This is a genomic window from Actinophytocola sp. (assembly GCF_050699935.1).
Classification (GTDB): Bacteria; Actinomycetota; Actinomycetes; order Mycobacteriales; family Pseudonocardiaceae; genus Actinophytocola.
On sequence record NZ_JBOHGB010000040.1, the window covers coordinates 1 to 17,134 of the forward strand.

General features: G+C 70.9%; 18 protein-coding genes and 1 tRNA gene. 9 read left to right on the forward strand and 10 right to left on the reverse strand.

The features are described 5' to 3' along the window. Positions 1-410 precede the first annotated feature (410 nt). Positions 411-493 (reverse strand) — tRNA-Tyr (locus ACRDTB_RS15520). 143 nt (positions 494-636) lie between these two features. Between ACRDTB_RS15520 and ACRDTB_RS15525 the strand changes: the two genes are divergently transcribed. Beyond that, positions 637-1,128 (forward strand): YajQ family cyclic di-GMP-binding protein, encoded by a 492-nt coding sequence (locus ACRDTB_RS15525; protein ID WP_431430985.1) that lies wholly within the window; start codon positions 637-639, stop codon positions 1,126-1,128. Between the two features lie 13 nt (positions 1,129-1,141). Further along, positions 1,142-2,023, forward strand: coding sequence for a glucose-1-phosphate thymidylyltransferase RfbA (gene rfbA, locus ACRDTB_RS15530; RefSeq protein ID WP_431430986.1), 882 nt, complete (start codon positions 1,142-1,144; stop codon positions 2,021-2,023). 13 nt (positions 2,024-2,036) lie between these two features. Here rfbA and htpX read toward each other — a convergent pair whose 3' ends face one another. Continuing rightward, entirely contained in the window at positions 2,037-2,903 is an 867-nt protein-coding gene (gene htpX / locus ACRDTB_RS15535; protein ID WP_431431033.1) for a zinc metalloprotease HtpX, read from the reverse strand. Between the two features lie 96 nt (positions 2,904-2,999). Continuing rightward, positions 3,000-3,767, reverse strand: a complete 768-nt coding sequence (locus tag ACRDTB_RS15540) for a siderophore-interacting protein (protein ID WP_431430988.1) — start codon at positions 3,765-3,767, stop codon at positions 3,000-3,002. Between the two features lie 169 nt (positions 3,768-3,936). Between ACRDTB_RS15540 and ACRDTB_RS15545 the strand changes: the two genes are divergently transcribed. The 4 genes from ACRDTB_RS15545 to ACRDTB_RS15560 are packed head-to-tail and all read left to right on the forward strand — an operon-like array spanning position 3,937 to position 6,767. Continuing rightward, on the forward strand, positions 3,937-5,361 hold the full coding sequence (locus ACRDTB_RS15545) for an amidase (RefSeq protein ID WP_431430989.1): 1,425 nt from the start codon (positions 3,937-3,939) through the stop codon (positions 5,359-5,361). Then, the gene (locus tag ACRDTB_RS15550; RefSeq protein WP_431430990.1) at positions 5,358-5,915 is read left to right on the forward strand and encodes a TetR/AcrR family transcriptional regulator; all 558 of its coding nucleotides are present in this window, start codon (positions 5,358-5,360) and stop codon (positions 5,913-5,915) included. The genes ACRDTB_RS15545 and ACRDTB_RS15550 overlap by 4 nt, the downstream gene beginning before the upstream one ends. A 34-nt stretch (positions 5,916-5,949) precedes the next feature. After that, the gene (locus ACRDTB_RS15555) at positions 5,950-6,390 is read left to right on the forward strand and encodes an SAM-dependent methyltransferase (protein WP_431430991.1); all 441 of its coding nucleotides are present in this window, start codon (positions 5,950-5,952) and stop codon (positions 6,388-6,390) included. Beyond that, positions 6,360-6,767 (forward strand): SAM-dependent methyltransferase, encoded by a 408-nt coding sequence (locus ACRDTB_RS15560; RefSeq protein WP_431430992.1) that lies wholly within the window; start codon positions 6,360-6,362, stop codon positions 6,765-6,767. The genes ACRDTB_RS15555 and ACRDTB_RS15560 overlap by 31 nt, the downstream gene beginning before the upstream one ends. Here ACRDTB_RS15560 and ACRDTB_RS15565 read toward each other — a convergent pair. The 4 genes from ACRDTB_RS15565 to ddaH all read right to left on the reverse strand — a co-directional run bounded on the left by ACRDTB_RS15565 (position 6,717) and on the right by ddaH (position 9,826). Next, on the reverse strand, positions 6,717-7,910 hold the full coding sequence (locus ACRDTB_RS15565) for an MFS transporter (protein WP_431430993.1): 1,194 nt from the start codon (positions 7,908-7,910) through the stop codon (positions 6,717-6,719). The genes ACRDTB_RS15560 and ACRDTB_RS15565 overlap by 51 nt on opposite strands. Next, positions 7,907-8,476: an ArsR/SmtB family transcription factor gene (locus ACRDTB_RS15570; protein WP_431430994.1), complete on the reverse strand. Its 570-nt coding sequence runs from the start codon at positions 8,474-8,476 to the stop codon at positions 7,907-7,909. The genes ACRDTB_RS15565 and ACRDTB_RS15570 overlap by 4 nt, the downstream gene beginning before the upstream one ends. 233 nt (positions 8,477-8,709) lie before the next feature. Then, the gene (locus tag ACRDTB_RS15575; protein WP_431430995.1) at positions 8,710-8,886 is read right to left on the reverse strand and encodes a hypothetical protein; all 177 of its coding nucleotides are present in this window, start codon (positions 8,884-8,886) and stop codon (positions 8,710-8,712) included. 115 nt (positions 8,887-9,001) lie between these two features. Continuing rightward, on the reverse strand, positions 9,002-9,826 hold the full coding sequence (ddaH, locus tag ACRDTB_RS15580) for a dimethylargininase (protein WP_431430996.1): 825 nt from the start codon (positions 9,824-9,826) through the stop codon (positions 9,002-9,004). A 74-nt stretch (positions 9,827-9,900) separates the two neighbouring features. On the opposite strand from ddaH, the gene ACRDTB_RS15585 reads away from it, so the two are divergent. The 3 genes from ACRDTB_RS15585 to ACRDTB_RS15595 all read left to right on the forward strand — a co-directional run bounded on the left by ACRDTB_RS15585 (position 9,901) and on the right by ACRDTB_RS15595 (position 13,560). Further along, complete coding sequence (locus ACRDTB_RS15585; protein WP_431430997.1) at positions 9,901-10,353, forward strand: Lrp/AsnC family transcriptional regulator; 453 nt, start codon at positions 9,901-9,903, stop codon at positions 10,351-10,353. Between the two features lie 238 nt (positions 10,354-10,591). Further along, positions 10,592-12,502, forward strand: coding sequence for a 2-oxoacid:acceptor oxidoreductase subunit alpha (locus ACRDTB_RS15590; protein ID WP_431430998.1), 1,911 nt, complete (start codon positions 10,592-10,594; stop codon positions 12,500-12,502). Then, complete coding sequence (locus ACRDTB_RS15595) at positions 12,499-13,560, forward strand: 2-oxoacid:ferredoxin oxidoreductase subunit beta (RefSeq protein ID WP_431431000.1); 1,062 nt, start codon at positions 12,499-12,501, stop codon at positions 13,558-13,560. Before ACRDTB_RS15590 ends, ACRDTB_RS15595 begins: the two co-directional genes overlap by 4 nt. 61 nt (positions 13,561-13,621) lie before the next feature. Here the strand turns inward: ACRDTB_RS15595 and ACRDTB_RS15600 are convergent, their stop codons facing one another. The 3 genes from ACRDTB_RS15600 to ACRDTB_RS15610 all read right to left on the reverse strand — a co-directional run bounded on the left by ACRDTB_RS15600 (position 13,622) and on the right by ACRDTB_RS15610 (position 17,113). Next, complete coding sequence (locus ACRDTB_RS15600; protein WP_431431001.1) at positions 13,622-14,338, reverse strand: hypothetical protein; 717 nt, start codon at positions 14,336-14,338, stop codon at positions 13,622-13,624. Positions 14,339-14,436: 98 nt separating this feature from the next. Continuing rightward, the gene (locus ACRDTB_RS15605) at positions 14,437-15,954 is read right to left on the reverse strand and encodes a hypothetical protein (RefSeq protein ID WP_431431002.1); all 1,518 of its coding nucleotides are present in this window, start codon (positions 15,952-15,954) and stop codon (positions 14,437-14,439) included. A gap of 130 nt (positions 15,955-16,084) precedes the next feature. Next, on the reverse strand, positions 16,085-17,113 hold the full coding sequence (locus tag ACRDTB_RS15610; RefSeq protein ID WP_431431004.1) for a polyprenyl synthetase family protein: 1,029 nt from the start codon (positions 17,111-17,113) through the stop codon (positions 16,085-16,087). Positions 17,114-17,134 lie beyond the last annotated feature (21 nt).

A 17,134-nucleotide genomic window follows, 5' to 3' on the forward strand; every position in this document is an offset into this window, starting at 1 on the left:
TCTTGTAGTCGCCGCTGACCCTGGTAGAGCTGAACGTGCTCACCGCGTACACGGCGAGACTGGCCACCAGACCCAGCAACGCGATCGCGACGAACCCCCAACCCAGCGGAGTGAACTTGATGTTGCGAAGATTTGCCCGGCCCACGAGAACGGCTCCCCCTGCTTCCGGTCATGTTCGGTACCTGCCGGTCGCGCACCGGCCGGCCAGACCCTAGCGGTCTGGCGGCAGCCACCGCCCGATGACTGACAGCACCGAGACCACGGATTTCCAGCAGGCCATGATCGGTTGACGAAAGTGGGCACGTATTCAACACACCAGCCGTAGCGACTGGCCACGACCTAATTCGACTGGACCACAAGCGAACAGCCCGGTCACCTGTTCCCAGGTCACCGGGCTGGCTTGGCTGATGTGGCGGGTGAAGGGTTCGAACCTTCGTAGGCGTAAGCCGACAGATTTACAGTCTGCTCCCTTTGACCGCTCGGGCAACCCGCCGGGAGTGACCAGCCATGCTGGACGGCGAAAACCATACCCAACGCCCCCGTGGGCCGACCAACCGGCTTCCTAGCCGGGCGATAGCGGGCCAGCGGTAGCATCCGGGCTCGGGAGAAGTGCCAGGTACGTGGAGGTGCGAAGCGGTGGCGGATCCGTCTTTCGACGTGGTGAGCAAGGTCGATCGGCAGGAGGTCGACAATGCGCTCAACCAGGCGAGCAAGGAGCTGTCCACCCGGTTCGACTTCCGGGGGACGGGCGCCTCCGTGAAGTGGGCCGGCGACGAGGCTGTCACCATCGAGGCCGAGACCGAGGAGCGCTGCAAGGCCGCCATCGAGGTGTTCCGGGACAAGCTCGTCAAGCGCCAGATCTCGCTGAAGGCCTTCGACGTGGGCGAGCCGGCGCCGTCTGGCAAGACGTACAAGGTCACCGGCAGCATCGTGCAGGGCATCTCGTCCGAGAAGGCCAAGCAGATCGCCAAGAAGATCCGCGACGAGGCCCCCAAGGGCGTCCAGGCACAGATCCAGGGCGACCAGCTCCGGGTCTCCGGCAAGAAGAAGGACCACCTGCAGGAGGTCATCGCCCTGCTCAAGAGCTCCGACTTCGGTATCGCCCTGCAGTTCACCAACTACCGCTGACCAGGCCGCCGCGATGAAGGGCATCATCCTCGCCGGCGGCAGCGGGACCCGGCTGCACCCGATCACCCAGGTCGTGTCCAAGCAGCTGCTGCCGGTCTACGACAAGCCGATGATCTACTACCCGATGTCGGTCCTCATGCTGGCCGGCATCCGGGACATCCTGATCATCTCTACCCCGAACGACTTACCCAACTTCCAGCGGCTGCTGGGCTCCGGCAACCAGTTCGGCATCGAGCTCTCCTACGCCGAGCAGCCCCAGCCGAACGGGCTCGCCGAGGCGTTCCTCATCGGCGAGAGCTTCGTGGGCGACGACGACGTGGCGCTCGTGCTCGGGGACAACATCTTCTTCGGCGCGGACTTCTCCGCCGTCATGCACGAGTACGTCGCCGACATGGACGGCGCCGTGCTGTTCGGCTACCCGGTGAAGGACCCGCACCGCTACGGCGTCGGCGAGGTCGACGCGAACGGCATGCTCATCTCGATCGAGGAGAAGCCGGCCGAGCCGAAGTCCAACCGGGCGATCACCGGGCTCTACTTCTACGACAACGACGTCGTCGAGATCGCGAAGGGGCTCACGCCGTCCGCGCGCGGCGAGCTCGAGATCACCGACGTCAACCTCACCTACCTGCGGCAGGGCCGCGCGCGGCTGATCGACCTCGGCCGCGGGTTCGCCTGGCTGGACACCGGCACGCACGACTCGCTGCTCGCCGCCGGCCAGTTCGTCCAGGTGCTCGAGCACCGCACCGGCGTGCGGATGGCCTGCCTCGAGGAGATCGCGCTCGACCGCGGCTTCATCAGCGCGGACGACTGCTACGCGCTCGGTACCAAGCTCGTGAAGTCGGGCTACGGCGACTACGTGATGGCCGTCGCCAAGGCGGCCGGTGCCACGGGATGACCGGGGTCGACGGTCAGCGCAGGCCGCGGCGGGCCATCTCCTCCAGGCGGCGGACGCGGTCCGCGATCGGCGGGTGGGTCGAGAACAGTCGGGTGGCCCGCTCGCCCGGGCGGAACGGGTTCGCGATCATCAGATGGGACTGGGACACGACCTTGGGCTCGGGAGCCAGCGGCACGATCCGGGTGCCGTACTCCAGCTTGCGCAGCGCCGACGCCAGTGCCAGCGGGTCACCCGTCAGCTGTGCGCCGGACAGGTCCGCCTGGTACTCCCGCGACCTCGACACGGCCATCTGCACGATGCCCGCCGCGATCGGGCCCAGTAAGGCGAGCAGCAGCAACGCGATCGGGTTCGGGCGGTCCTCGTCCGAGCCGCCGAACACGCCCGCGAACATCGCCAGGCTCGCCAGCACGCTGACGACGCTGGCCAGCGCGCCCGCGACGCACGAGATCAGGATGTCGCGGTTGTACACGTGCGACAGCTCGTGCCCCAGCACGGCCCGTAACTCGCGTTCGTCGAGCAGCTCCAGGATCCCCGTCGTGCAGCAGACCGCGGCGTTGCGGGGGTTGCGGCCCGTCGCGAACGCGTTCGGCGCCTGGGTGGGGCTCACGTACAGCCTGGGCATCGGCTGCCGCGCCGACGTGGCCAGCTCGCGCACGATCCGGTACATCGCCGGCTGCTCGGCCTGCGACACCGCCCGCGCCCGCATCGCGCGCAGTGCGAGCTTGTCGGAGTTGAAGTAGGCGTAGCCGTTCATCAGCAGCGCGATCCCCAGGCCGATGAACAACGCGGTACGGCCGAACAGCGAGCTGATCGCGATGATGAGCGCGCTCATGCCGCCGAGCAGCAGCGCGGTCTTCAGCCCGTTGTAGTGCTTGTGCACCTTCCGCACCCTCCGTGACTCCGTGAGACTACTCCGCGAACCCAACTCCCTTACCGTGCAACGTTCCTGATCGGACTTGAGTTCCGACGGTGCAGGTCAGCCGCCTGCCTCACCCCGCCGCCAGTAGGTCGTCGGACGTACCGCGCGCCGGTCGAACCCGCGCTCGTCCAGCAGATGTGCCCGCAGCTCGACCATCGACGACCGCTCCCCCGCGAGCCACGCGTCCATGCGTCCTGGCGGCAGGTCCGCCGCGGCCACGGCGCCGGCGAGCGCGTCGCCGGCGGACCGGTGCACCCAGGTCACCGGCGTGGGCAGCGCCAGCTCCTCCGCCGCGTCCTCGACCTCGGCGAACACCCTGACCACGGCGTCCGCTGGGAGCACGTCGAGGATCGCCGCGATGGCCGGCAGCGCGGTCTCGTCGCCGGCAAGCAGGTGCCAGTCCGCCGTCGGGTCCGGGCGGTAGGCGGGCGACGGGCCGACGAAGATCAGCCGGTCGCCCGGCCGTGCCGCCTTCGCCCAGTCCGACGCGGGACCGGCGGCGTCGTGCAGCACGAAGTCGAAGTCGATCTCGTTCGCGTCGGGGTCGTGCCGGCGGATCGTATAGGTCCTGGTCAGCGGGCGGACTCGGGACCACATCGCGCGCGCGGACTCGAGCGTCAGCGGCTCGGGCAGCTCGGCGTCGTCGGGGTAGAAGTACAGCATCACGTTCTGGTCGGTCCCCGCGCTGACGAAGTCGGCCAGCTCGCCGCCGCCGACCGTCACGCGTGCGAGCCGCGGGGTCACCCGCTCGACCCGCACCACCGGTACCCGCCACAGCTTGGTCTCAGGCCGGCGGGTGCGCCGGCCCGCCGTCTGCGTACTCACCTGGCCAATCTTCGCACCTGGCCAAGCGAGCCCGCGCCACGGTACCGTTCGTTCGAACGAACAAGGAGACGTCGTGACGCCCTGCCAACCGCACCCAAGGGGAACGGAACGCAACCCAGCCACAAGTACGTGGTCAAGGGGACCGTCACATCCCAACGGAACCAACAGCATGAATTCCGGGGAGGCGGAACTGTTCATCGGGCTCGAGGCGCAGGCCGCGCGGCTGGCCGCGGGCGAGGTCACCTCGGTCGAGCTGATCGAGGAGGCGCTGCGGCGGGTCGAGGCGACCCAGCCGACGCTGAACGCCTTCCGGCACGTCCGCGCCGAGCAGGCACGCGCCGAGGCACGCGCGGCGGACGAACGCCTCGCGGCCGGCGAGCGCACCACGCTGCTGGGCGTGCCGGTCGCGATCAAGGACGACCTCGACCTGACCGGCCTGCCGACCGCGTTCGGCTGCGCGGGCGAGTTCCCCGTCGCCGAGCGGGACGCCGAGCTGGTCCGCCAACTGCGGGCGTCCGGGGCGGTGATCGTCGGCAAGACGAACACGCCCGAGCTCGGGCTCTGGCCGATCACCGAGGGCGAGGCGTTCGGTGTCACGCGCAACCCGTGGCACCTCGGCCACACGCCCGGCGGCTCGTCGGGCGGGTCGGCCGCCGCGGTCGCCGCGGGCCTGGTGCCGGCCGCGATCGGCTCGGACGGGGCCGGCTCGATCCGCATCCCCGCCAGCTGGACGCACCTGGTCGGCATCAAGCCGGGCCGCGGCACGCTGCCCTCGCCCGAGGCGTTCAACGGGATCACCGAGTGGGGCCCGCTCGCCCGCACGACGACCGACGCCGCGCTGCTGCTGGACGTCCTGGCCGGCGGCGAGCGCGGCCGGTTCCGCGCGGCCGCCGACCGGGAACCGGGCCGGCTGCGGGTCGCGCTGTCGCTGCGCACGGCGTTCTCGCTGGTCCCCGGGCTCTCGCCGCACCCGGAGGTGCGCGCGGCCGTCATCGGCGTCGCGCGGCGGCTGCACGAGCTCGGCCACGAGATCGTCGTCACCGACCCGCACTACGGGCTGATCGGGCTGAACTTCCTCCCCCGCTCGCTCGCCGGCGTGCACGACTGGTGCGGCGCGACCCCCGACCAGGAGCTGCTCGACTTCCGCACCCGCGACGCGGGGCGGATGGGTGCTCGGCTGGCCGGCCGCGCGCTGCGGATCTCCCGGCGGTCGCTGGGATTCTTCCAGTGGCGGGTGGGCCGGATCTTCGACCGGGTCGACGTCGTGCTCGCGCCGACGACCGCCACTCCCCCGCTGCCGGTCGGCGCGATCGACGGGCTGAGCGGCTGGGGCACCGACCGGAGGGTGATCAGCGCGTGCCCGTACACGTGGCCGTGGAACGTGCTCGGCTGGCCAGGGGTGAACGTCCCGGCCGGCCTGACCTCGGCGGGCCTGCCGGTGGGCGCGCAGCTGCTCGGGCCGGCGGGCGACGAGGAGCTGCTGATCTCGCTGGCCGCGCAGCTGGAGTCCGTTCTGCGCTGGGCCGACCGCACGCCGCCTGGCCAGGAAGGACGCCTTCCGGACGCGCGACGTCAGGAAGGCGTCCTTCCTTGACCGAGGCGGTCACGACTCGCGAGCGGATCCTGCACGCGGTGCTGCGGGTGATCGGCACCGACGGCGTGGCGGGCGTGACGAACCGGCGGGTGGCGCGCGATGCCGGGGTGTCGCTCGGCTCGATCACCTACCACTTCGCGTCGCAGCACGAGCTGCTGCGCGAGGCCATGCTGATGTTCGTCGCCGAGGAGACCGCACGGCTGTCCGGCGTCGCGGAGCGGCACCTCGGCACGCCGGTGACATTGGAGCAGGCGGCCGCCCTGGTCGAGCAGGTGGCGGTGCACACGCGGTTCGGGCACGAGGAGATCGCGCCGCTGGAGCTGTACATCCAGGCGGGCCGCGACCCGAGCCTGCGGGACGCGGCGGCCGAGTGCTTCGCCGCGTACGACCGGATCGCGGTCACCGTGCTGCGCGGGCTCGGCCTGCCCGACCCGGAGCGGCTGGCCGGACCGGTCGTCGCGCTGATCGCCGGGCTGCAGCTGCGCCGGCTCGCGACCGGCTCGACTGGCGCTACGAGCATTGCCGACGCCGTTACCATGCTCGTGCGCGTGTAGCGGAAGGTCGCCGTTCACACACAGGGAGTCCGCGATGAGGCCACAGATCCCCACGGACGTACCCACGGTCGACATACGCAAGCCGAACGCGGCCCGCATGTACGACTACTACCTCGGCGGCGCGCACAACTTCGAGCCGGACCGCGCGCTCGCGACGCAGGTCGGGTTGGTGGCGCCGTTCGTCAGGGACGTGGCCCACATCAACCGCGCATGGCTGCGGCGGGTCCTCGACTTCTTGCTGTCCCAAGGCATCCGGCAGTTCCTCGACCTCGGCTCGGGCATCCCGACGGTCGGCAACGTGCACGAGGTCGTGCAGCGGGACGACCCGGCCGCGCGCGTGGTGTATGTGGACTACGAGCCGGTCGCCGTCCACCACAGCTTCGAGCTGTTGCGGGACAACGACAACGCCGCGATCGCGTGGCCGACATCCGCGACCCTCGGGCCGTGCTGGCACACCCCGAGGTGGCCCGGTTGATCGACTTCTCCGAGCCGGTCGGCCTGCTGCTCGCCGGCCTCCTGCTGTTCATCGACGACGAGGACGACCCGGCGGGGCTGGTCGCGACGTACCGGTCCGCGTGCCCGGCGGGCAGCTACCTCGCGATCTCGACGATGAGCCAGGACGAGGCGGACCCCGTGACGCGCGAGAAGCTGACCGGACTGCTTCGCCTGTACGAGGACGCCGGCGAGCGGGTCACCCCGCGCGGCCGGGAGACGATCGAGAGCTGGTTCGCCGGCACGTCGCTGGTCGAGCCGGGGCTGACGCTGCTCGACGAGTGGCGGCCGGACCGGGGCCCGTCGACGTCACCGGCTCGGCTGCTCGGCTACGGCGCGGTCGGTCGCGTCGAGGGCTGAGCGCGGCCGGACGAGCAGCACGAGCAGACCGGACAGCACGTTGAGCCCGGCCTGGACGTTCAGCAGCACGACGAACCACGACGCGTCCGCGCCGGCGCCCGCGACCAGCATGCCGAGCGCGTTGCCGAGCGCCATGGCGGCGAACGCGGAGCTCATCAGCCGCCCGGTCGCCGCAGGCGGCACCGCGGTCTGCAAGGTCGACAGCAGACCGGACTGCGCCGTGACGGCCGGTACGCCGACGGCCACGAATAGTCCAATGTAGACGGCGAGCGCGGTGGTGACGAGCGGGCCGTTCCAGATCAGCGTGGTGCAGCCGCCGAAGACGACCGCGCCCCACCCGAGCAGGCGGTGCGGCGCGACCCGGCGGGCCAGCACGGCGACCCCGACCCCGGCGGCGAACCCGCCGACCGCCTGCACACCGCGCAGCAGGCCGACGCCCTCCGGGCCGGCCCGGAGCACGTCGAGCACGAACGGCACGAACAGCACCAGGAGCATCCCCTGGGAGATCGCGCCGAGCATCATGGCCGTGCCGGTGACCCACAACCCGCGGTCGCGGCGGATCAGGTCGAGCCCGTCGAGCCACTCGCGCACCGCCGCCGCGCGCGGCGCGGGCGCCGGCCGGATCCCGAACGGCCGGCACAGCGCGGCGACCGCGACGAGCAGCACGGCCGCGTAGGCGAGGTAGACGGTCGTGATGCCGCCCGCGGCGAACAGCAGGCCGCCGAGCCCGGCGCCGGCGAGCCGGGAGACGTTGGTACCGCTGCCGAACAGACCGTTCGCCGCGGTGACGCCGTCCGAGCCGGCGAGGTCGCGGACGAGCGCGTTGCGCGCGGGTTCGAACAGCGCCGCGAAGCTCGCCTGCCCGGCCATGACGAGGTAGGCCGCGCCGTCGGACACGAGCAGCGGGGCGGCGACGACGGCCTGGCCGACGCTGACGGCGAGGAGGAGCTTGCGCCGGTCGACCCGGTCGGCGAGGACGCCGGCGGCGGGGCTCAGCAGGACGGCGGGGACGAGCCCGACGATCATCATGGCGGCCGTCGAGGTGGCGGAGCCGGTGGTCTGGTAGACGAGGATCGGCAGGGCGATCTGGAGCATCCACTCGCCGGTCTCGGAGCAGACGGCGGCGAGCCAGAGGCGGATCACCGCTCGAGCCGGAGGAAGGCGCGGAACCCGGCGTACACGGGCTTCGCGCCGGGCGGCGCGTCCTCGCGGATCGTGCTGGCGTAGGGCCGAACCAGCGCGTCGACCTTCGCGACGAGGTCCGCGAGCTCGCTCGCGGTGAGGGTGAGCGTGTACCCGTTGAGGGCGCTGGCGCGGCGCCAGTCGGCGTCGAGCTCGTCGACGCGCTCCAGGAAGCGCTGGGTGAGCTTCTGCTCCTCACCGAGCGCGGTGCCGAACACGGCGAGCTGCGCGGCGCGGGTCGCCGGGTCGTCCGCGAACTCCCCGAGGTCGATGCCGACGACCGACGCGCGCCACGGCCGCTGCCGCCCGTCGCCGCCGCCGGTGGCCTCGACGAGGCCGAACTTGGCGAGCTGGCGCAGGTGCCAGCTGCAGTTGGAGGCCGTCGACCCGACCGCGTCGGCGCACTCGCTGGCGGTCCGCGGCCCGACGGCCATGAGGTAGCGCAGGAGGGCGGCCCGCAGCGGATGAGCGAGCGCACCCATGATCTCGACGTCCCTGACCTTGCGGCGAGGCGGCAGCTCGGTCACGGCGACTCCAAATCTGAAAGGATCATTTCGAAATGATTCTTTCAGGTCCGTACACCGACAGCAACGGGTTGCGGATCGTGATGGGCTGGATGCTCGCCGGGCCGTTTCGAGAGCCGCGGGGGCAACACGCGTGACGACTTCCCCGCAAGAACCTGGCGATCAGCCGACGCCGGACGATGCCGATCCCACCGCGCACCGGTCCGGCCCACCGGCAGGCGACCAGGACAGCCCGGCTACCGGCCGCAGCCGTCGTATCCGACGCCGCCGGGCGGTGGTAGAAGGACCGGTCCGATCATCGCCGGCGTCATCGGACTCGTGGCGGGAGTCGGCATCGGTGTGGCCGGCTTCGCGGTCGCCACCATCGACGACTCCCAGTCCCCGACCGACACGGCCCCGATCAGCTCCAGCACCGGTAACCCAGCCCTCGACAACTGAGCTGCGATGAGCTGGAAGGAGATCGACTCGGTGGCCAGGTCCGAGGTCCAGGTGGCCCTGAACGGACTGCGGAAGAACCGGGCGCCCGCCTCAGTCGCGGATCTCCAGGGTGCAGCACTTGGGGCCGCCGCCGGACTTGCGGAGTTCGGAGATGTCCACGAACGACGGCTCGTAGCCGTGGTTGATCAGCTGGTCCGCCAGGTGCGTGGCCTCGATCGGCAGCACCACGTTGCGACCGTCGGACACCGCGTTCAGGCCCAGGCACTCCGCGTCCGCGGGGGTCGCGATGATCGCGTCCGGGAAGAGGCGGTACAGGACCCGCTGCGAGCCCGGGGAGAACGCCTCCGGGTAGTAGGCGACGTGCGCACGCCGCCCGTCGGTGGCCGGCGACAGCACGCACAGCGCCGTGTCCAGGTGGTAGAAGCGGGGGTCCACCAGGTTCAGTGACACCACCGGCACGCCGAGGATCTCCTGCGCCTCCGCGTGCGCGCCGGGGTCCGTCCGGAAGCCCGTCCCGGCCAGCAGGACCTCCCCGGTCCAGGCGAGGTCGCCCTCGGCCTCGTTGATCTTGGTCGGCATGATCACGTCGCGGTAGCCGTGGTCCAGGAACCAGCGGCGGTAGTGGTCGGCCTCGGCGGCTCGCTGCGCGGCCCGGAACCGCGCGCCCAGCACGCGGCCGTCCACCACGGTCGCCGAGTTCGCGGCGAACACCATGTCCGGCAGGCCCGGCTGGGGCTGGATGAACTCGACGCGGTGGCCCCAGCGGCGGTAGGTGTCCGCCAGCTCGGTCCACTCCTTGACGGCCAGCTCCGTCGACACGGGCTGGCTCGGGTCCATCCACGGGTTGATCGAGTACTCGACGGTGAAGTACGTCGGATCGCACATCAGGTAGCGTCGCTCGGTCGACTCGCGCATGAATCCAATGTAAGGGCGCACGCGACAGGCGATCAATGTCGCAAACCCGCAGTGAGACCGGCAGAATATTGCGCGTGGACAGCATAGATCAGCGAATCGTTTCGCAGTTGGTCACCGACGCCCGATCCAGCTACTCCGAGATCGGGAAGGCGGTCGGGTTGTCCGCGCCGGCGGTGAAGCGGCGCGTGGACCGGCTCCTCGACACCGGCGTGCTCCGCGGGTTCACCGCGGTCGTCGACCCCGAGGCACTCGGCTGGGGCACCGAGGCGTTCGTCGAGGTGCACTGCATCGGCAACGTCACCCCGGACCGCATCCGCGACCGCCTGCGCCCCCTCCCCGAGGTCGTCGCCGCCTACACGGTCTCCGGCGCGGCCGACGCCATCGTGCACCTGCGCGCGGCCGACATCCACCACCTCGAGGACGCGCTCGAGCGCCTCCGCGCGGTCGACATGATCGACCGGACCGTCTCCACGGTCGTCCTGTCCACGCTGCTCGAGCGGCCACCCGCGCCGGAGGTCGGCGGCTAGTGCGGTGGCACTGGTGCGCCCAGCCCTGCCAAAACGCGAACGCCCGGACCCCGCGCCGCCTACGATCAGCACCGCCATGCACGGCGTTGTCCCGCCAGGCGCAACCGGCGTCCCGCTATCTGAGACGTCCGACTGTGACCTGGGACGCGAATATCCTTGGCGGCAGAGGGCCTTCGGCGTTGGCGCGGATAGGGTGGACAGGTAGCACGTAGCAGTGCGATGGAGGTACCGGCAGATCATGGAGACCAGCGAGAACGGGGGAACCGGCGAGCTGGAGAGCCTTCGAGCCACACAGGTCACCAAGCTCGACCGCGTTGTGGTCAGGTTCGCCGGGGACTCCGGCGACGGTATGCAGCTGACGGGTGACCGGTTCACCTCCGAGGCCGCCGCCTTCGGCAACGACCTCGCGACGCTGCCCAACTTCCCAGCCGAGATCCGCGCACCCGCGGGCACCCTGCCCGGCGTGTCCAGCTTCCAGATCCACTTCGCCGACTACGACATCCTCACCCCGGGCGACCGGCCGGACGTGCTGGTGGCGATGAACCCGGCCGCGCTCAAGGCGAACATCGCGGACCTGCCCGTCGGCGGCACGGTCATCGTGAACACCGACGAGTTCACCAAGCGGAACCTCACGAAGGTCGGCTACGACAGCGACCCCCTCGAGGACGACTCGCTGTCGAACTTCCAGGTCTTCCCCGTCGCCATGGCCACGCTCACGCAGGGCGCGCTCAAGGAGACCGGGCTGTCGAAGAAGGACGCCGAGCGGTCGAAGAACATGTTCGCGCTGGGTCTGCTGTCGTGGATGTACCACCGGCCGACCGAACGGACCGAGCGGTTCCTGCGGGAGAAGTTCGCGCGCAAGCCGGAGATCGCCGAGGCGAACGTGCTGGCGTTCCGGGCGGGCTGGAACTACGGCGAGACGACCGAGTCGTTCACGGTCACCTACGACGTTCCGCCGGCGGAGTTCCCGCGCGGAACCTACCGGCAGATCACCGGGAACACGGCGCTGGCGTACGGGATCGTGGCCGCGGGGCAGTGCTCCGGGCTGCCCGTGCTGCTCGGCAGCTACCCGATCACGCCGGCGTCGGACATCCTGCACGAGCTGTCCCGGCACAAGAACTTCAACATCACCACGATGCAGGCCGAGGACGAGATCGCCGGTGTCGGCGCCGCTCTCGGCGCGGCCTACGGCGGTTCGCTGGGCGTCACCACGACGTCCGGCCCGGGTATCGCGCTGAAGTCGGAGACGATCGGGCTCGCGGTGATGTCGGAACTGCCGTTGGTGGTGATCGACGTGCAGCGTGGTGGTCCGTCGACCGGGCTGCCGACGAAGACCGAGCAGGCGGACCTGTTGCAGGCGATGTTCGGCCGCAACAGCGAGTCGCCGGTGCCGATCGTGGCGCCGCGGTCGCCGGGTGACTGCTTCGACGCCGCCCTCGACGCGACCCGGATCGCGCTGAAGTACCGGACCCCGGTGCTGCTGCTCTCCGACGGCGCGATCGCGACCGGCTCGGAGCCCTGGCTGATCCCCAACGTCGAGGACCTGCCAGACCTGCGGGTCACCTTCGCCACCGAGCCCAACGCGCTCGACGGCAGCGACGAACACTGGCCGTACGTCCGCGACACCGAGACGCTGGCCCGCGAGTGGGCCATCCCCGGCACACCGGGCCTGCAACACCGCATCGGCGGGCTGGAGAAGGCCGACGGCAAGGGCGACATCTCCTACGACCCCGACAACCACGACCGCATGGTCCGGCTCCGCCAGGCGAAGGTGGACGGCATCGACGTGCCCGACCTGACCGTCGACGACCCGACCGGCGACGCGCGGCTGCTCGTGCTGGGCTGGGGCTCGACGTACGGCCCGATCGGCGCCGCGTGCCGACGGGTCCGCGGCCAGGGCCTGCGGGTCGCGCAGGCGCACCTGCGGCACCTGAACCCGTTCCCCGCCAACCTCGGCGAGGTGCTGCGCTCCTACGACCGCGTGGTGGTTCCGGAGATGAACCTGGGGCAGCTCGCGCTGTTGATCCGCGGCAGGTTCCTCGTGGATGCCGTGTCCTACAACAAGGTCGCGGGCCTGCCGTTCAAGGCCGAGGAGCTACAGCACGTGCTCACCGAGCAGCTGAACAAGTTGGAAGGAGTTCCAGCATGACCGCCGTGGACCTCGGGCTACCCGAGCTGGGCGGGCTGGCCCACGTGCCCACCACCGACGAGCCGCAGAAGGCGAAGGAGTTCAAGTCGGATCAGGAGGTGCGGTGGTGTCCGGGCTGTGGTGACTATGTGGTGCTGAACGCGATGCAAGCCTTCCTGCCCAAGCTGGGGTTGCGGCGGGAGAACATCGTGTTCATCTCCGGGATCGGGTGTGCGTCTCGGTTCCCGTACTACATGAACACCTACGGGATGCACTCCATCCATGGTCGGGCTCCGGCGATCGCGACCGGTCTCGCGGTGACCCGCCCGGACCTGTCCGTCTGGGTCGTGACCGGCGACGGGGACGCGCTCTCGATCGGCGGGAACCACCTGATCCACGCGTTGCGGCGGAACGTGAACCTGAAGATCCTGCTGTTCAACAACCGGATCTACGGGTTGACCAAGGGCCAGTACTCCCCCACGTCGGAAGAGGGGAAACTGACCAAGTCCACGCCGATGGGGTCGCTGGACCACCCGTTCAACCCGCTGTCGTTGGCCTTGGGTGCGGAAGCCACGTTTGTGGCGCGCACGTTGGACAACGATCGCGCGCAGTTGACCGAGATCCTGTCCGCGGCGGCGGCGCACCGCGGGTCGGCGTTGGTGGAGATCTACCAGAACTGCCCGATCTTCAACGACGGCGCCTTCGACGTGCTCAAGGAACCCGGCCAGAAGGAACAACGGCTGATCCCACTCACACACGGCGAACCCATCGTGTTCGGTGCCGACGGGGACCACGCGGTGGTGCGCACCGACTACGGGCTGGAGGTCACCAAGACCGCCGACATCGACCGCAGCGAGATCGTCGTGCACGACGCCACCCTGGACGACCCGTCCTACGCCTTCGCGCTGTCGCGGCTCTCGACACAGGATCTGGGGCACGCGGTCACCGGCATCTACCGCTCCATCAGCCGGCCCACCTACGACGACGCCGCGCGCACCCAGGTCACCCACGCCGCGGACACGAAACCACCGAACCTGCAAGCCTTGCTCAACGGCAACGACACCTGGACGGTGAGCTGAGCGCTAGCTACGAAGAAGGCGACCGCCCGGCGTTGCTGGGCTGTCGCCTTTCTGTCTTGTGCTACTTGGCAGCGGCCTTCTTCTTGTGGTTCCAGGCGGCGAAGCCGGCGTTCTCGGCGTCGGCCGGCGTCTTGAACCAGACATCGGCCTTCGTGCGGCCGAAGTACGGCGACTCCGCGGTGTGGAACAGCTTCGAGGAGCGCTTGCCCTTCACGGTGAACTCCTCGCCGGGGGCGGCACCGCCGGGCAGCGGCTTGGCGGAGCCGGGTCCGAACGGGCCCTCCTCGCCGGCCGCGGGCGCGTCGACGACCTCCGCGACGGCCGACTCGGCGGCCGGGGTGTCGTCGGCGGCCGTGGTGTCCTCGGCGGCGGGCGTCTCCTCCGCGGCCGGGGACTCCGGCAGCTTGGCCGCCTCGTGCTCGCGGTCCAGCGTGTTGATCGCGGGGTCGGCCGGCTCCTCCTCGGCGGGCGAGGTGTCAGCAGGGTCGGCCAGGGCCTCGTCGGCAGACGTGGCGGTCGAGGTGTCAGCCGGCGCGTCGTCGGTGGATGTGGTCGCCGCACTGTCGGATGACGCCGCCGGCTCCTCGCTGCTGGTCTCGGCCGGCTCCTCGACCTTCGCGGACTCGGCCGGTGCCTCGGTCTTCGCCGGCTCGGCGGGCGCGGGTTCGGTCATCTCGACCTTCGCCGGATCCGGGGCGGGTGTCGCGTCCGTGGTGGTCGCGGTGTCCCCCATCAAGGACGACTTGATCTTGCCGAACAGCCGGGTGAACCACTTCACGGCGCCTGCCTCCTAGCGAACGGCGGATGGGTCACGATCACCGATGTGGCGAGAACAATAGGGCACAGGTGATCGTCACTTTTTCCGGCGTCGCTCTCTCAGCCGACGGGGCGGAAGCCGACCCGCTCGGCGTCGGCCGGCGTCTTGAACCACACCTCGGCCACGGTACGGCCGAACTGCGGCGACTCGGGCGTGCAGTACCGCAACGCGCTCACGCTTGCCTTGATCGTGAACTCCGGCGACGGCGACGCGCCGCCGGGCAGCGGCATGGCCGAGCCGGGGCCGAACGGCCCGCGGCCGTTGCCCTCACCCCGCACGCGGTGCGGCGGCGGCACGACGGGCGAGTCCTCGGCCGCCACGACGGGCTCGAACAGTGCCCGGGTGACGTCGCCTTCGCCCGACTCGCCGGCGGCGGCCGGCGGCGGGTCGGATGTCTCGACACCGAACGGCGTGTGGCCCCGGGGCTTGCCCGGCACACGCTTCGGTAAGGGATTCTCGCTCGGATCGGCGCGGACGGTCACACCAGGCATGATCTTCGGCTCGTCGGTCCCTAGTCGGCTCCTGTCGGCGCCGGAACGCAGTCCGCTCGCGGACACCACCTCGGTCGGCGACTCGGTGGTGTGCACCGGCATGACCTCGGTCTGGTCGTGCGCACCGTGGGCCGGAGCCATTCCTCTCGGCTCGGCTTCCGGCTTCGGCTCGGAGGTTACCCCCACAGCCTCCTGAATCTGTGTCTCCGCCTCGCTCGGCGTGGCGGCCGGCGTGGGCGCGATCGTCTGCTCCGCCCGGCCCGCGGTGTCGGTGTGGGTGTCGCCGTCCGCGAGGTCGTCCACGAGCGCGTCCGCCGGCTCGTCGGACGGCGTGTCGGCCTGGCCCGCCTCGTCGAGCCGCCGGATCACCTCGCCCGGGATCGGGTGGGTGTGCTGGGTGAAGATCGTGCCGCCGCCAGCGGGTTCGGGCTCGGCGTCGGCCTCGTCGTCGACGAGGCGCCCGTCGATCTCGGCCCGTTCGCGCGCGAGCAGCCGGCCGATGGCCTCGAGGGGCTCTGAGGAGCCGGACTCCTCGTCGTCGTCGAACCAGCCGCGGCCCTCGGGCTGGCGCGGCATCTCCGGCGGCGCCTCCGCGTCACCGAGGGAGCCCGATCCCACGTTGATGTACTGCGTGGTCGCGCCCGGGCCGTCGGCGAGCTCGGTGCCGGCCGGGTCGGTCTCCGGCCGCGCTGACGGCGCGTCGTCGAGCGCGGAGACGATGCCGGACGGCCGGACGTTCGCACCCGGTTGCCGGGTGGGCAACGCGTACGCGCGGGTGAGCGGCTCGGGTGGCCCCTCCGGCAGGTCGGGCACCCGCGGTCGCCGGTCGTCCTCGTACCGGTCGCCCTCGTGTCTGCCCTCGTGTCTGCCCTCGTGCTCGTCCTCGCCGTAGCCGTCGTCGAGCAGCCGACGGCGGCGGGAGGTGTGGTGCTCGGGGGTCGGCGACCGGTGGGGCCGCGAGTCCAGCTCCTCCTCGAGCTCACCGACCCTTCTGCGGGCCGGGAGGGCGACCAGGGCCCAGCAGAGAATGGCTCCGAGCAGGAAGGCCAGCGAACTCCACAACCAGACCTGCCCAAAGATCGGCATGGGTTTTACTCCCTCCGCGCGCCGCCGCGACGCTGCAAGCGGTGCTCAGGCTACTGCGGTCGGTGTTGCGGCCAGCACCAGACGGTCGTTTCCGTGCTCGCGACACGCTGTGTGACCACGGACGCGTGGCTCACCGGGTACGGGCTACCACGTAGTGAGCCAGCATGTCCAGTGCCTCTCGCGCCGGACATTCGGGAAGGTCGGCGAGCTCGGCGCGGGCCCGGTCGGCGTACTCGGACAGCGTGCGGACCGCCTGCTCGAGTCCGGGAGACTTCCGCAACAGCGTCAACGCCTCGTCGACCAGGTCGTCGTCGGTGACCGGCGCGGCCAGCAGCTCGCGCAGCCGCGGGCCGGGCTCGCCGCCGGTGTATTCCGGTGACAGCGCGTAGAGCATCGGCAGGGTGAGGACGCCCTCGCGGAGGTCGGTGCCCGGGGTCTTGCCGGACTCGTCCGCCGGTGACGCGATGTCGATGATGTCGTCGGAGATCTGGAAGGCGGTGCCGATCAGGTCCCCGAAGCGGTGCAGGGCCTCGACGTGCGCGGCCGGCGCCCCGGAGAACATGCCGCCGTAGCGCCCGGCGGTGGCGATGAGCGAGCCGGTCTTCTGCGCGATGACGGCGAGGTAGTGCACGACGGGGTCGTCGGCCGGGAGCGGGCCGACGGTCTCCCGCATCTGGCCGGTGACGAGCTCGCGCATGGTCTCGGCGATGATGCGCGCGGCCTGCGTGCCGAGGTCGGCCACGAGGCCGGACGCGTGGGCGAAGAGGAAGTCGCCGGTGAGGATGGCGATCGTGTTGTCCCAGCGCGCGTTGACGCTCTCCTCGCCGCGGCGCATGGTGGCCTCGTCCATGACGTCGTCGTGGTAGAGCGTGGCGAGGTGGACCAGCTCCACGGCGGCCGCGGCGGTGACCACGTCGTCGGTGATCTCGCCGGAGACCGCGGCGGAGAGCAGGGTGAACAGCGGGCGGAAGCGCTTGCCGCCGGCCCGGACGAGGTGGGTCGCGGCCTCGTCGACGAAGTCGATGTCGCTGCGCACGGTCGTGCGCAGGAGGTCCTCCACCTTGACCAGGCCGCCGCCCACGGACTCGACGAGGGCCGGGTCGGCCCGGTCCAGCCCGAGCGAAGCGGGTAGCCGCGGCGCGGCTCGGTCGGCTGTCACGTCGGCATCGCTCCCCACCTC

Bases quoted from the DNA above. Each gene is read 5' to 3' on its own strand.
- ACRDTB_RS15555 (WP_431430991.1), top strand. From the start codon at position 5,950: ATGAGGCCACAGATCCCCACGGACGTACCCACGGTCGACATACGCAAG.
- ACRDTB_RS15590 (WP_431430998.1), top strand. From the start codon at position 10,592: ATGGAGACCAGCGAGAACGGGGGAACCGGCGAGCTGGAGAGCCTTCGA.
- ACRDTB_RS15545 (WP_431430989.1), top strand. From the start codon at position 3,937: ATGAATTCCGGGGAGGCGGAACTGTTCATCGGGCTCGAGGCGCAGGCC.
- ACRDTB_RS15605 (WP_431431002.1), bottom strand. From the start codon at position 15,954: ATGCCGATCTTTGGGCAGGTCTGGTTGTGGAGTTCGCTGGCCTTCCTG.
- ddaH (WP_431430996.1), bottom strand. From the start codon at position 9,826: ATGCGCGAGTCGACCGAGCGACGCTACCTGATGTGCGATCCGACGTAC.
- rfbA (WP_431430986.1), top strand. From the start codon at position 1,142: ATGAAGGGCATCATCCTCGCCGGCGGCAGCGGGACCCGGCTGCACCCG.
- ACRDTB_RS15595 (WP_431431000.1), top strand. From the start codon at position 12,499: ATGACCGCCGTGGACCTCGGGCTACCCGAGCTGGGCGGGCTGGCCCAC.